This window comes from Streptococcus sp. HMSC067A03 (assembly GCF_001814295.1).
In the GTDB taxonomy this organism is placed as follows: Bacteria; Bacillota; Bacilli; order Lactobacillales; family Streptococcaceae; genus Streptococcus; species Streptococcus constellatus.
Window position 1 is genome coordinate 15,038 of sequence record NZ_KV815651.1, and the last position, 14,187, is coordinate 29,224.

The 14,187-nt window shown below is 38.3% G+C and carries 11 protein-coding genes; all 11 read left to right on the forward strand.

Annotation, left to right across the window (positions count from 1 at the left end; genetic code table 11):
• Positions 1–4 precede the first annotated feature (4 nt).
• Positions 5–694, forward strand: coding sequence for a response regulator transcription factor (locus tag HMPREF2963_RS04995; RefSeq protein WP_003068120.1), 690 nt, complete (start codon positions 5–7; stop codon positions 692–694).
• Between the two features lie 210 nt (positions 695–904).
• Positions 905–3,094 carry a PTS transporter subunit IIBC gene (locus HMPREF2963_RS05000; RefSeq protein ID WP_037590989.1) on the forward strand — a complete coding sequence of 730 codons (2,190 nt, stop codon included), beginning with the start codon at positions 905–907 and terminating at the stop codon, positions 3,092–3,094.
• A 16-nt stretch (positions 3,095–3,110) separates the two neighbouring features.
• The gene (locus HMPREF2963_RS05005; RefSeq protein WP_058669787.1) at positions 3,111–3,926 is read left to right on the forward strand and encodes an endonuclease/exonuclease/phosphatase family protein; all 816 of its coding nucleotides are present in this window, start codon (positions 3,111–3,113) and stop codon (positions 3,924–3,926) included.
• Positions 3,927–4,108: 182 nt separating this feature from the next.
• Entirely contained in the window at positions 4,109–4,582 is a 474-nt protein-coding gene (gene nrdR / locus HMPREF2963_RS05010) for a transcriptional regulator NrdR (protein WP_070669068.1), read from the forward strand.
• A complete protein-coding gene (locus HMPREF2963_RS05015; protein WP_070669071.1) occupies positions 4,583–5,734 on the forward strand; it encodes a DnaD domain protein in 1,152 nt (383 codons plus the stop codon).
• Positions 5,735–6,634: a primosomal protein DnaI gene (dnaI, locus tag HMPREF2963_RS05020; RefSeq protein WP_070669073.1), complete on the forward strand. Its 900-nt coding sequence runs from the start codon at positions 5,735–5,737 to the stop codon at positions 6,632–6,634.
• 78 nt (positions 6,635–6,712) lie between these two features.
• Positions 6,713–8,023 carry a ribosome biogenesis GTPase Der gene (der, locus tag HMPREF2963_RS05025; RefSeq protein WP_070669075.1) on the forward strand — a complete coding sequence of 437 codons (1,311 nt, stop codon included), beginning with the start codon at positions 6,713–6,715 and terminating at the stop codon, positions 8,021–8,023.
• Between the two features lie 455 nt (positions 8,024–8,478).
• Complete coding sequence (locus HMPREF2963_RS05030; RefSeq protein WP_070669077.1) at positions 8,479–11,589, forward strand: pilus expression-regulating Snf2 family helicase; 3,111 nt, start codon at positions 8,479–8,481, stop codon at positions 11,587–11,589.
• Positions 11,590–11,630: 41 nt separating this feature from the next.
• Positions 11,631–12,263: a divisome accessory protein ZapJ gene (locus HMPREF2963_RS05035; protein ID WP_006269471.1), complete on the forward strand. Its 633-nt coding sequence runs from the start codon at positions 11,631–11,633 to the stop codon at positions 12,261–12,263.
• Between the two features lie 82 nt (positions 12,264–12,345).
• Positions 12,346–13,677 (forward strand): UDP-N-acetylmuramate--L-alanine ligase, encoded by a 1,332-nt coding sequence (gene murC, locus HMPREF2963_RS05040; protein WP_006269441.1) that lies wholly within the window; start codon positions 12,346–12,348, stop codon positions 13,675–13,677.
• On the forward strand, positions 13,667–14,185 hold the full coding sequence (locus tag HMPREF2963_RS05045) for a GNAT family N-acetyltransferase (RefSeq protein WP_070669080.1): 519 nt from the start codon (positions 13,667–13,669) through the stop codon (positions 14,183–14,185). Before murC ends, HMPREF2963_RS05045 begins: the two co-directional genes overlap by 11 nt.
• The last annotated feature ends 2 nt before the right edge of the window (positions 14,186–14,187 follow it).

The window sequence follows — 14,187 nt, forward strand, 5'->3', positions numbered from 1 at the left end:
AGCTATGGGGAAGCGGATTTTATTAGTTGAGAATGAAAAAAAATTAGCACAATTTATTAGCTTAGAGTTGCAAAATGAAGGTTATCGAGTGGATCTTCTTGAAACGGGAAAAGATGCTTTAGCATCTGCGAGAGCTAATCAATACGATTTATTCCTGTTGAATTTTATGCTTGAAGATATGACAGGAACGGAGTTTGCTGAGCAATTAAGTTTGATAAAGCCTGCTTCAGTCATTATTGTATTGGATAATCGTGATATTATTTTAAAATATACTGAGGAAATCCAACGTTTTGCTGTTAGTTATATGATAGAGCCTTTCATTGTGATGGACTTGGTCGAAAAAATTTCTGCTATTTTTCGTGGGCGTGATTTTATTGATCATCATTGTAGTCAGATGAAAGTTTCAACATCTTATCGGAATCTTCGCATTGACGTGCAAAATCATACTGTATATCGAGGGAATGAAATAATTTCCTTGACTAGAAGAGAGTATGATTTGTTAGCAACGCTGATGGGCAGTCATCAGGCTTTAAGCCGTGAACAGCTGTTAGAGCGCGTTTGGAAATACGAAGGAGCAGTCGAAACAAATGTTGTTGATGTCTATATTCGTTATCTTCGTAGTAAACTTGATATAGCAGGGCAGAAAAGTTACATAAAAACCGTGCGTGGTGTTGGCTATGCTATGCAAGAATAAACGTGAAGTGCAGGAAATATCGTTTTTCTGCACTTTTCTAATGGGGATGTTTTTTAATCTGTTATACTTTGCAAGTAAAAAATAGGGAAAGTTTTTAAAATATTATATAAAAACGCTTTACAAAATAGAAATATATGATATAATTAAAGAGTCAAATAAATGCAAACGTTTGCGGAAAGCGTTTGCGGAAAATTTTATAAGGAGATATGAATGATGAAAGAGACATTCAAAAACATATTCAGTTTCGAATTTTGGCAAAAATTCGGAAAAGCTCTGATGGTCGTTATCGCAGTAATGCCCGCGGCTGGTTTGATGATCAGTATTGGTAAGTCAATTCCAATGATCAATCCAAACGTAGCTGCTCTTGTTACAACAGGCGGTATTCTTGAGCAAATTGGTTGGGGAGTTATCGGAAACCTTCACATTTTGTTTGCATTAGCTATTGGAGGTAGCTGGGCAAAAGAACGTGCTGGTGGTGCATTTGCGGCCGGACTTTCATTTATTTTAATTAACCGTATTACAGGGGTCTTTTTTGGAGTAACTTCAGACCTTCTTACAAAACAAGGAGCTACTGTAAAAACTGTCTTTGGTGGAACCATTAAGGTGGCTGATTATTTTGTAAGTGTACTTGAAGCTCCTGCCCTTAATATGGGGGTGTTTGTTGGTATCATTGCCGGTTTTGTTGGAGCAACTGCTTACAACAAATATTATAATTACCGTAAATTACCAGATGCGCTTTCATTCTTTAATGGTAAACGGTTTGTGCCATTCGTTGTTATTTTGCGTTCTACAATTGTGGCTTTGATTCTTGCAGTATTTTGGCCAGTTGTTCAAACTGGAATCAACAATTTTGGTATTTGGATTGCTAACTCTCAAAAGACAGCTCCAATTCTCGCACCATTCTTGTTTGGTACTTTAGAACGTCTTCTTTTACCATTTGGACTTCACCATATGTTGACAATTCCAATCAACTATACTCAATTAGGTGGGACATATGAAGTGTTGACAGGGGCTGCTAAAGGAACGACTGTATTTGGTCAAGATCCATTATGGTTGGCTTGGGTAACAGACCTTGTTAATTTAAAAGGTTCACACGCTGACCAATATCAACATCTTCTAAATAGTATTACTCCAGCTCGTTTTAAAGTTGGGCAAATGATTGGTTCATTTGGTATTTTGATGGGGGTTGCCTTTGCAATTTATCGAAATGTAGATGATGATAAGAAACATAAATACAAAGGGATGATGATTGCAACAGGACTTGCAACTTTCTTAACAGGTGTTACAGAACCAATTGAATACATGTTTATGTTTGTTGCAACACCTCTTTATTTGGTGTATGCTGTTGTGCAAGGGTTAGCCTTTGCTATGGCAGATATTGTTCACTTGCGTATGCACTCATTTGGTTCAATCGAATTTCTGACTCGTACTCCACTAGCCATCAATGCTGGTTTGGGTATGGATATTATTAATTTTGTTTGGGTAACAGTGCTCTTTGCAGTTGGAATGTACTTTATTGCCAACTTCATGATTAAGAAATTTAACTACGCAACTCCAGGACGTAACGGAAACTATGAAACAGCTGATGGAGAAGATAGTCCTTCGTCTGCCCCAGCTGGTGGCAAAGTAGCAGAAGCATCTCAAGCTGTGAATATTATCAATCTTCTTGGTGGACGCGCAAACATTGTTGATGTTGACGCATGTATGACACGTCTTCGTGTAACTGTTAAAGATGCAGAAAAAGTTGGTACAGAAGAGCAATGGAAAGCCGAAGGAGCTATGGGCTTGGTGATGAAAGGTCAAGGTGTTCAAGCAATTTATGGACCAAAAGCGGATGTTTTGAAATCTGACATTCAAGACTTACTTGACTCAGGCGAAGTGATTCCCGAAACTCTTCCGAGCCAAATGACAGCTTCACAAGCTGCCGAAGCGAGCTACAAAGGCGTGACAGAAGAAGTTGAGACAGTCGCAGACGGTGAAGTGATTGCGATTACAGATGTCAAAGATCCAGTCTTCTCTCAAAAAATGATGGGTGACGGATTTGCTGTTGAACCTGAAAATGGCAAGATTTACTCACCAGTAGCAGGTACGGTTAGCAGCATTTTCCCTACCAAGCACGCTCTCGGTCTCTTGACTGATAATGGTCTTGAAGTGCTTGTTCATATCGGACTTGATACAGTCAGTCTTGAAGGTAAACCATTTGAAGTGCATGTAGCAGAGGGACAAAAAGTAGCAGCTGGTGATTTGCTTGTAACTGCTGATTTGGAAGCGATTAAAGCAGCAGGTCGTGAAACTTCAACGGTTGTTGTCTTCACAAATGCACAAGCGATTAAATCTGTATCAGTTGAAACATTCGGCAAAGTAGCAGCGAAAACAGTTGTTGCTAAAGTAGAATTGTAGATAGAAAAGAGAAATCATGGCAAAATTCCTGACTTTAAATACTCATAGTTGGATGGAAGATGAGCAAGAAAAAAAGCTAGATCAACTAGCTGAGCGGATTCTTCAAGAAAAATATGATGTCATTTGCCTGCAGGAAGTCAATCAAGAAATGGAGTCTGAACAGGTTGTTCAGGCTCCGTTTTATCATGCGGTAGATGACGCCATTGCGATTCATAAGGATCATTTTGTATATTGTCTCGTGGAGAGATTGGTGGAGAAAGGTCTTATTTATCATTGGTCTTGGGCTTATAATCATATTGGATTTGATCGGTTTCATGAGGGAGTTGCTATTTTATCTTTAAATCCATTGAAAGCAAGTGAGTTGTTGGTTTCTAAGACCAACGATCCAACGGATTATCACACTAGAAAAGTACTTTTGGCGGAAATAGAAGTTGCTGGACGGCTTGTAACAGTGGCTTCCTGTCATCTTTCCTGGTGGAACAAAGGGTTCCAAGAAGAATGGGGACAAGTAGAAAAAGAATTATTGCAGCGCAACATGCCTCTACTATTGATGGGAGATTTTAATAATCCTGTCGGTTATGAGGGCTATCGGTACATTCTGAAAAGTCCACTTGCTTTGCAAGACAGTCATGTTGTTGCTGCCACAGTGCTTGGTACAGCAACAGTTGAAGGTGACATTGCTGGCTGGACTGGAAATAAGGATGCTCTGAAAATTGATTATATCTTTACAAGTAAAGATTTCAACATTGAAAAATCTGTTGTCGTCTTTGATGGCAAATCAACACCAATGATTAGTGACCATTTTGGATTAGAAGTAGAAGTGACATTTTAACAATCAAAAGCGAGAAGTTTTGAAATGAAATTTCTCGTTTTTTGATTGTCATTTTTTCGAAGTGAATGTTTTCTAAATAGATAGCTGAAATTTCACTATACTATGGGAATACCAATTTACTAGCTTTTGTTATTTCTTAAAACATGGTATAATGAAGTATTAAGAGTTCAGGAGGGAAGCAGATGCGTTGTCCTAAGTGTGGTGGTAGTAAGTCAAGCGTTATTGACAGTAGACAGGCTGAAGATGGCAATACAATTCGTCGTCGTCGTGAATGTGATGAATGTCAATATCGGTTTACAACGTATGAACGTGTAGAAGAGCGGACGCTTGTTGTCGTAAAAAAAGACGGTACACGAGAACAATTTTCAAGAGATAAAATCTTTAATGGAATCATTCGTTCGGCGCAAAAACGTCCTGTTTCTAGTGATGAGATTGAGGCGATTGTTAGCAGAATTGAGCAAAAAGTGCGTAGCAATAATGAAAATGAGATTGCGAGTGAGTTTATCGGAGGTCTGGTAATGAAAGAATTAGCGGAATTAGATGAGATTACCTATGTTCGCTTTGCCAGTGTCTATCGTAGTTTTAAAGATGTGAGCGAGTTGGAAAACCTCTTGAAGCAGATTACAAAAACAGCTAAAAAGAAAAAGGAACAATAAATGAAACCCAATGATCAATTTTCTTTTGTGAAAAATAATCTGATCAGTCAGGACAGTACAAATTTAATTCGTCTGTATTTGCCGATTTTAGGGTTTGATGCGACCTCTATTTATCAATATTTGCTCGCTTTTTGGGATAATGGGAAATCATCTTATACTTTTGGACACATTTTGAATCATCTCAATCTGGGAATGAATGCCTTACAAAAAAGTTTAGAAATTTTGTCTGCTATGCGGTTAATAGAGCTTTATCATGCGGAGAATTATTTTCAAGTTTATTTGCAGCCGACTTTATCTGCTGTTGACTTTTTAGCTAATCCTGTTTATAGACGTCTTTTGGAAAAGAAGATTGGTGAAGCTGCGGTAGAGGCTTTGTTACCTAGTCAACCAAGGGGTGAGAAGCAAGATGTGAAGCTGTCAGAGATTTTTCAAGTAGAAGAAACGAAGGTGGAGACACAAATAAAACAGAATCATTTTGAGTTGGACTATTTTAAACAATTGATGGCACGTGAAAACTTGCGCTTTGATAATGAAAAAGAAGATTTGCTGGTACTCTTTGCCATTGCAGAGAAAAAAAATTGGACCTGGTATGAGACCTATTTGTTAGCTAAAAAAACAGCTGTCGGTCATGTGATTTCAACTAAGCGAATGAAGCAAAAATTACAGCAAAAAGTTTCAAATGAACTGTTTTCAACTCAAGAGCAAACGATTCTTCGAGAGGCTAAGAGTAAAACAGCTCTGCAATTTTTGGCGGAAATCAAGAAAACTAAGCATGCAACGATTACACACGGAGAGCGTCAGTGCTTGACAGAAATGGCAAATTTAGGCTTGTTAGATGAAGTGATCAATGTAATTTTATTATTGACTTTTAATAAGGTAAATTCAGCCAACCTTAATGAAAAGTATGCTTTAAAAGTAGCAAATGATTTTTCCTATCAAAAAGTCTTCTCAGCTGAAGAGGCTGTGGTGTATATTCGCGAACGTTATCAAACACAGCATAGCAAAAAAGCAGCGAAAGATTCTGCTCCAAAGAGCAATGTTCCTGACTGGAGTAATCCTGACTATAAGAATGAAACAAGTGCTGAAAAACAGGCTGAGCTAGAGGAGCAAAAGAGAAAACTTTTAGCGAAATTAGATCAAGGAGGTGACTAGATGGAACGTGTTGGACAAGCAATGTCACGTAGAAATGGTGCGCAGCAATTTGATTATGATAAATTGGTCGAGCAAATCATGGCTGATCCAGATGTGGCGGATTTTATCCAGTCAGAAGGGATGACACCAGCTGAAATTAAACGAAGCATTTCTAAGTTTAATCAGTATATTTCTGAGCGAAATCGTTTTTTACTAGGCGATAAGGCTTATATTGCTAAGGGATATAAGCCAATTTTAGTGAAAAATGAGGGATATGCTGACGTTTCTTATGAAGAAACTCCAGAGCTAGTTGAAGCACAGAAGCAAGCAGCTATCAATGCGCGCTTAAACCTGATTAGTCTTCCGGCTAGTCTCAAGGAAGCTAGTTTGGCAAAAGTGGATTTAGACGATGTTGGTCGTTACAAGGCTTTTGAGTTGCTGACGAATTTTGTAGCGGATTATCCAAACTATAAAAAAGCGATTTACCTTTATGGTGATTTTGGCGTGGGTAAAAGTTACATGATGGCTGCCTTGGCACATGATTTGTCGGAAAAACGCAGTGTTTCCACAACGTTGCTTCATTATCCTAGTTTTGTGTTGGATGTAAAGAATGCCATTTCTTCTGGTTTGGTGAAGGAAAAGATTGATGAAGTAAAAGTAGCACAAGTCTTGATTTTGGATGATATTGGTGCGGAGCAATCAAGTCCTTGGATGCGAGATGAGATTTTGCAGGTTATTTTGCAGCATCGGATGCAGGAAAATTTGCCAACTTTCTTTACATCAAATTTTAATTTTGCGGATTTGGAACGTCATTTTGCTACATCCAAAAACGGAGATGAAACTTGGCAGGCTCGTCGGGTCATGGAAAGAATAAAATTCTTAGCAGAGGAAGTGCGTCTGGAAGGAGAAAATCGCCGGTGAATGAAATAGTTCATTGTTAGATGAGAAGTTACTTTATGTAGATCAGTTGACTAGTGAATAAATAAGAAAGAGGAGAATATGGCTTTACCAACCATTGCCATTGTCGGTCGTCCCAACGTTGGCAAATCAACACTTTTTAATCGGATTGCCGGGGAACGGATTTCTATTGTTGAGGATGTTGAAGGGGTCACTCGTGACCGTATTTACGCGACGGCTGAATGGCTGAATCGCAAGTTTAGCATGATTGATACAGGTGGTATTAATGATGTGGATGCTCCTTTTATGGAGCAAATCAAGCACCAAGCAGAGATTGCTATGGATGAGGCAGATGTTATCGTTTTTGTTGTGTCTGGAAAAGAAGGTATTACAGATGCGGATGAATACGTGGCTCGTATGCTCTACAAGACCCATAAGCCGATTATTCTAGTGGTCAATAAAGTAGATAACCCAGAGATGCGTAATGAAATTTTTGATTTTTATGCGCTGGGCTTGGGTGACCCTTATCCCGTTTCTTCCGTTCATGGAATTGGCACAGGGGATGTCCTAGATGCCATTGTTGAAAATCTACCGAATGAGGAAGTGGCTGAAAATCCTGATATGATTAAGTTTAGTCTGATTGGCCGTCCTAATGTCGGCAAGTCTAGCTTGATCAACGCGATTTTGGGAGAAGATCGCGTGATTGCTAGTCCTGTAGCTGGAACCACTCGTGATGCTATTGATACGGTCTTTACAGACAACGAGGGACAGGAATTTACCATGATCGACACGGCTGGTATGCGCAAGTCAGGCAAGGTCTATGAAAATACAGAGAAGTATTCTGTTATGCGAGCTATGCGAGCGATTGACCGCTCAGATGTCGTTCTGATGGTGCTCAATGCTGAAGAGGGCATTCGCGAGTATGACAAGCGCATTGCTGGTTTTGCTCATGAAGCTGGTAAAGGAATCATTATCGTTGTTAACAAGTGGGATACGCTGGAAAAAGATAACAAGACCATGCAAAATTGGGAAGCAGATATTCGTGACCAATTTCAGTATCTTTCTTATGCACCGATTGTCTTTGTATCAGCTCTTACCAAGCAACGTTTGCATAAGCTTCCAGAGATGATTAAAAATATCAGTCAAAGTCAAAATACCCGCATACCGTCTGCAGTGCTCAATGATGTCATTATGGATGCTATTGCGATCAATCCAACACCAACCGACAAAGGGAAACGGCTGAAAATCTTCTATGCGACACAAGTCGCGACTAAACCACCAACTTTTGTCATTTTTGTCAATGAAGAAGAACTCATGCACTTTTCTTACCTTCGTTTCCTAGAAAATCAAATTCGTAAGGCCTTTGTTTTTGAGGGGACACCAATTCATCTTATTGCCAGAAAGCGGAAGTAGGGCGGAGCCAGCTAAACAAGGACTGGCATAAAAATAATAGGAGAAGCACAAGGTGATTAGTTTAATGTACCTATGTGAGAAAGAAATATGAATTGGATGAATGTTTCTAGGGCAGTGCTCATTGGAACTGCAAGTTTAGCTTATGCGAATATTTACTACGATGATAGAAAGTATAAACCATTTGTTTTTCGTTAATGGTTATCACTTTTTAGTCTGATATTTGTAGGAGTTGCACATCTTGACTGCCATAACGTTGGGAACCATTTGACTTATGATAACAAAATTCTCTCTCCCTTTACTGGAGATTTGGCTCTTTTTAGTGTTCCTAGTAACACGCACTAAATGCTATAAAAAGCTCAAAGAAAATATTTTTTAAAAGAAAGCAAGAAAGAGCTTGCTTTTTTCTTTATGCCGAAAATATGATATAATGAATAGATAAAATAAAGGTGGTACTTATGGCAAAATTGATTCCTGGGAAGATTCGGACAGAAGGGACGACTCTTTATGAAGCAGGGAAAATTGAAATTCTTAAAGTGAAAGATCGGATGATTTACAGCCGAGTTGAAAATCACAATCTGCGATATAGCTTGGACGACGAAGCCATTTTTTGTGCCTGTGATTTTTTTCAAAAAAAGAAATATTGTGCTCATCTCGCAGGATTAGAATATTTTCTAAAAAATGACCCCGAAGGAAAAGTTGTTTTGGCCAATCTGGAAGAAGAACAGACAACTTCTGAGGCAACACAAACAAAGGTCTCTTTTGGCAGTCTTTTTTTGGATAAAATTCTTCTAACAGAAGAAATACCTGTTCGATATGAATTATCGGCAGTTGGGCAAGAAGATGATTATACAGGACAATTTCTGTGGACTTTGCGTATCAGTCGTTTACCCGATGAACGCTCTTATGTTGTTCGAGATATTCGTGCTTTTTTAAAAATTGTTGAAAAAGGCGATTATTATCAAATCGGAAAACACTACTATGAAAAAATGCAATTAGCTGCTTTTGACGAAGCCAGCCAAGAGGTGATTCAGTTTTTACGAGGGCTTGTTTCTTATCAGCAAGATCAAGATACTTCTTTTATTTTTCCAAATGCAGCTAGACATCTTTATTTTCCATCTAGTCTGTTTGAGGAAGGCTTGAATCGGCTTATGAATTTGCCGCATTTCCGCTTAGAATACAGTCTTTATGACTATGACGAAGTTTTTTTCCAAGATTTACATGCCGAAGTAGGAATTTATGATTTTACAGTAGAGGAAAATTCAGATTATTTTGAACTCACTATTACAGAGCAAAATTATAAAATTCTATACGGTGGTGACTTTATTTTTTATGGAAATCATTTTTACCAATTAACTGAACAGCAAAAGCGTATGATTCAGGTGATGCGAGAATTGCCTGTGGACACCGATCGTAAAAAACGCCTGCAATTTGATACAAGTGATCAAGCGAAACTGGCTTCAGGATTACTAGAATTTCACAAAATCGGCTCTATTCATGCACCAGAAAGTTTGGTGATTCATACTTTCACCCCGTTATTTAATTTTGAGTTGTTAGAGTCTAAAAAAATCAGTCTCAAAATTCAGTTTGATTATGGAACTCGTATAGTCGCCAGTCGTTTGGAGTTAGAGAAATTACCATTTGCTAGTGATTTTCAGTTAGAGCAGAAAGTTTTTCAACAAGCTCTGTCTGCTGGTTTTGAAGCAAATTTTGTAAGCAAGCGTCCTCCGCTGCAGCCACAAGAGCTTTATTCATTCTTCACATCAACTCTTCCTCGTTTCAAACGATTGGGAAAGGTAATTGTATCAGAAAATTTGGCAGCTTTATACCAAGTTGAAAGACCGACAATTTCGATTCAGACAAATGGTGGTTTGCTAGATATCGGTTTTGACTTTACCAGTATTGACCAGGCGGAAGTGGATGATGCTTTAGCAGCTCTTTTTTCGACCAATGATTATTTCATCAGTAAATCTGGCAAGGTGCTCGTTTTTGATGAGGAAACAAAAAGAGTCAGCAAAACCTTACAGGATTTACGAGCTAAAAAAGGAAAAAATGGTATTTTCCAGACACAGCGGATTGCTGCCTATCAGCTATCTGAATTGTTCAAATGCCAAGAAAAAGTGAGCTTTTCAGAAGAGTTTCGCCATTTAGCTTTTGATTTGACGCATCCGGAGGAATTTACACTGCCGCCATTAAAAGTGGAGGCAACTTTGCGTGATTACCAAGAAACTGGTGTCAAGTGGATAAGCATGCTTGACCGTTACGGGTTTGGTGGTATTTTAGCAGATGATATGGGGCTTGGGAAAACACTCCAAACGATAGCCTTTTTAAGTAGCAGGCTAAAAAAGGAAACGAACGTCTTAATTTTGGCGCCGTCTAGTTTGATTTACAATTGGCTGGATGAGTTTGCAAAGTTTGCACCAGATATTGATGCGGCAGTCATCTATGGCTTAAAATCAATAAGAGATAACTTAATTGCAGAACGCCATCAGGTGATGATTACAAGTTATGCCTCTTTCCGTCAAGATGTTGAAGAATATAGTCAATTGAACTTTGATTATCTCTTTTTAGATGAAGCACAGGTCATGAAAAATGCGCAAACTAAGATTGCTCATCATTTACGAAATTTTGAGGTCAAAAATACTTTTGCTCTTTCTGGAACACCGATTGAAAATAACCTCAGCGAATTATGGTCTATTTTTCAAATTGTTTTGCCAGGATTATTACCTAGCAAAAAGAACTTTTTGAAACTGCCTGCAGAAACTGTCGCTCGTTTTATCAAACCATTTGTCATGCGACGGAAGAAAGAAGATGTCTTGCAAGAATTGCCAGAACTCATCGAAGTTTCTTATCGCAATGAGCTTGCAGATAGTCAAAAGGCTATCTACCTAGCGCAACTAAAACAAATGCAGGAGCGTGTGCTTACTTCTACAGAGGAAGAACTGAATCGTAGCAAAATGGAAATTTTGTCTGGTTTGATGCGGTTACGTCAAATCTGCGATACTCCCACGCTCTTTATGGAGGACTATCATGGAGAGAGTGGCAAACTAGAAAGCCTGCTAGAACTATTAGAGCAGATTCAGACAGGAAGCCACCGTGTGTTAATCTTTTCTCAATTCCGAGGAATGCTAGACATTATCGAAAAAGAATTGAAAAAGATGAAAATGGAGACATTTAAAATTACAGGTTCTACACCAGCAAAAGAGCGACAAGAAATGACAAATGCTTTTAATAATGGGGAAGGAGACGCCTTTTTAATCTCTTTAAAAGCTGGTGGTGTTGGCTTGAATCTAACTGGTGCTGATACTGTTATCTTAGTAGACCTTTGGTGGAACCCAGCAGTAGAGTCTCAGGCAATTGGTCGAGCTCACCGTATGGGTCAAGAAAGAAATGTAGAAGTATATCGATTGATTACGCGAGGAACGATTGAAGAAAAAATTCAAGAGTTGCAGGAAAGCAAGCGTCATCTCGTATCAACTATCCTAGATGGAACAGAATCCCGTAGCAGCCTAACCGTTGCTGAAATACGAGAAATTCTAGGAATTTCTACAGAAACACTTGAAAAATAGCACCAATAGGTTATAATGAAGTGTTGAAAGGAAATGTGCTCATGAAAGAAAAAACTTTTCCGTTGATTTCTGATGATGAAATCATGTTATCAGAAATGCCGCGTATGAACCTTTACGATGAAAGCGATCTTATCAGCAATATTAATGGTGACTATGTTGATAAAAATTATTTAGAATGGGAACCAATTGTAAAGAAAATTGCAGATAGTCAGGTAAAAGAAGGAAAAGCTTACCAAGCAACTTCAGCTATTCCGTCTGCTGAAGTCGCCAAACCTGCCCCAAAAAGCTATGCAGAATTGGCTAGAGAAGAAGCCAGAGCGGATTTAAAAAAGAAACGCTCAGCAGCTTATTTGACTTCAGACTTTATAACTAAAAAACGCTCCCATCCTGCTGTTAATACTGCTAATACAGCTATTTCACATCAACCAACAGCATTTTTCCAAAAGGAAAATGGTAGTGGGTTATCAAAATATAGTCGAAATTTAAAGCAGGATCATTATATTTTAGCAGATATCAAAGTAAATACCTCTTTGCCGAAGGAATCACCCAAAAAATCTAAAAATAATTATGACTTTTTAAAAACAAGTCAAATTTATAACAAAAAAGAATTGCAAAAGCAAAGAGAGCGTCGGATAGCGCAAGAGCTAAATTTAACACGGTTGGAAGAAAAATAATCGAATGTTGACAAAAAGTAAAGACGTTTTGGTGTGAACGCGATTTCACCTATTTAATGTTCTTTGTATTTAAGGAGAAATTATGACAAAAACCTATCATTTTATCGGGATTAAGGGCTCTGGAATGAGTGCCTTAGCATTGATGCTGCATCAAATGGGACATCAAGTTCAAGGAAGCGATGTTGAAAAATACTATTTCACTCAACGTGGCTTAGAACAAGCAGGAATTAAAATCTTGCCTTTTGACGAAAAAAATCTTCAAGCAGATGTAGAAGTTATTGCAGGAAATGCTTTCCGTCCGGATAATAATCTTGAAATTGCCTACGCCGATGCAAATGGCATTTCTTATAAGCGTTACCATGAATTTCTTGGAATCTTTATGCGTAATTTTGTCAGCATGGGGGTGGCGGGTGCACATGGAAAGACATCAACGACTGGCATGTTAGCACACGTTTTGTCAAATATTACAGATACTAGTTATCTCATCGGTGACGGTACGGGACGTGGCTCTGCAAATGCGAAATATTTTGCGTTTGAAGCAGATGAATATGAGCGTCACTTTATGCCTTATCATCCTGAATATTCGATTATTACGAATATTGACTTTGACCACCCAGATTATTTTACTAGCTTAGAAGATGTTTTCAATGCATTTAATGATTATGCTAAACAAGTTAGCAAAGGGGTGTTTGTTTACGGTGAAGACAAGGAGTTGCGTCGGATTACAGCCAATGCTCCTATTTATTATTATGGTTTTAAAGAAGGAAATGATTTTGTCGCTCATGATTTGCTTCGTTCTACGACGGGTTCCAGCTTTAAAGTTTCTTTCCGCGGGAAAGAATTAGGAGAATTCAAGATTCCTAGCTTTGGTCGCCACAATATTATGAATGCAACAGCTGTTATTGGTTTATTGTATACAGCTGGATTTGATTTGACTTTGGTTCGAGAGCATTTGGCTACTTTTGGTGGTGTGAAACGTCGCTTCACTGAAAAAATGGTGAATGGAACGACAATTATTGATGACTTTGCTCATCACCCTACTGAAATCATTGCAACTTTAGATGCAGCTCGCCAGAAATATCCAAGCAAAGAAATCGTTGCAATTTTCCAACCCCATACCTTTACTAGGACTATTGCACTTTTGGACGAATTTGCAGAAGCTTTGAATCAAGCAGATGCAGTGTATTTAGCACAGATTTATGGTTCTGCACGTGAAGTGGATCATGGAGATGTCAAAGTAGAAGATTTGGCAGCGAAAATCGTGAAAAAAGCAGACATCATTACCGTTGACAATGTTTCTCCCTTACTAGAACATCCAAATGCAGTTTACGTTTTCATGGGGGCTGGTGATATTCAAACCTATGAATATTCTTTTGAACGCTTATTATCCAATTTGACAAGCAATGTCCAGTAATCTAACTCCTCAAGTCACTCTTCGAGAAGCTATTTTGGAAGATTTGGAAACAATCAAGGCTATCGAACAGGTGAATTTTTCCACAACAGCGGTTGGTGCAGAAACTATTCAAAAATGGATTGCACATGTTCCAAATACATGCTTAATAGCAGAATTAAATGAAAAAATAGCTGGCTATATTGTCGGGTCAGCCGTTTTTTCACGTCATTTAACAGATGAGTTGTTTGAAAAAGTGGCAGAAAATCCAGATTCGGGTGGTTTCATTGCTATTCAAAGTTTGTCTGTTCATCCGGATTTTAAAGGACAGGGAATTGGAACTCTGCTACTTGCAGCTTTAAAAGAAAAAGCAGTCGTTCAAAATCGACAAGGGATCAATCTAACTTGTCATGATTATTTGATTTCCTATTATGAAATGAATAATTTTAAGAATGAAGGAATTTCAGATTCCGTTCATGCTGGAGTCGTTTGGTATGATATGGTTTGGGATAATCCGTATTTTAAGGAGTAAAA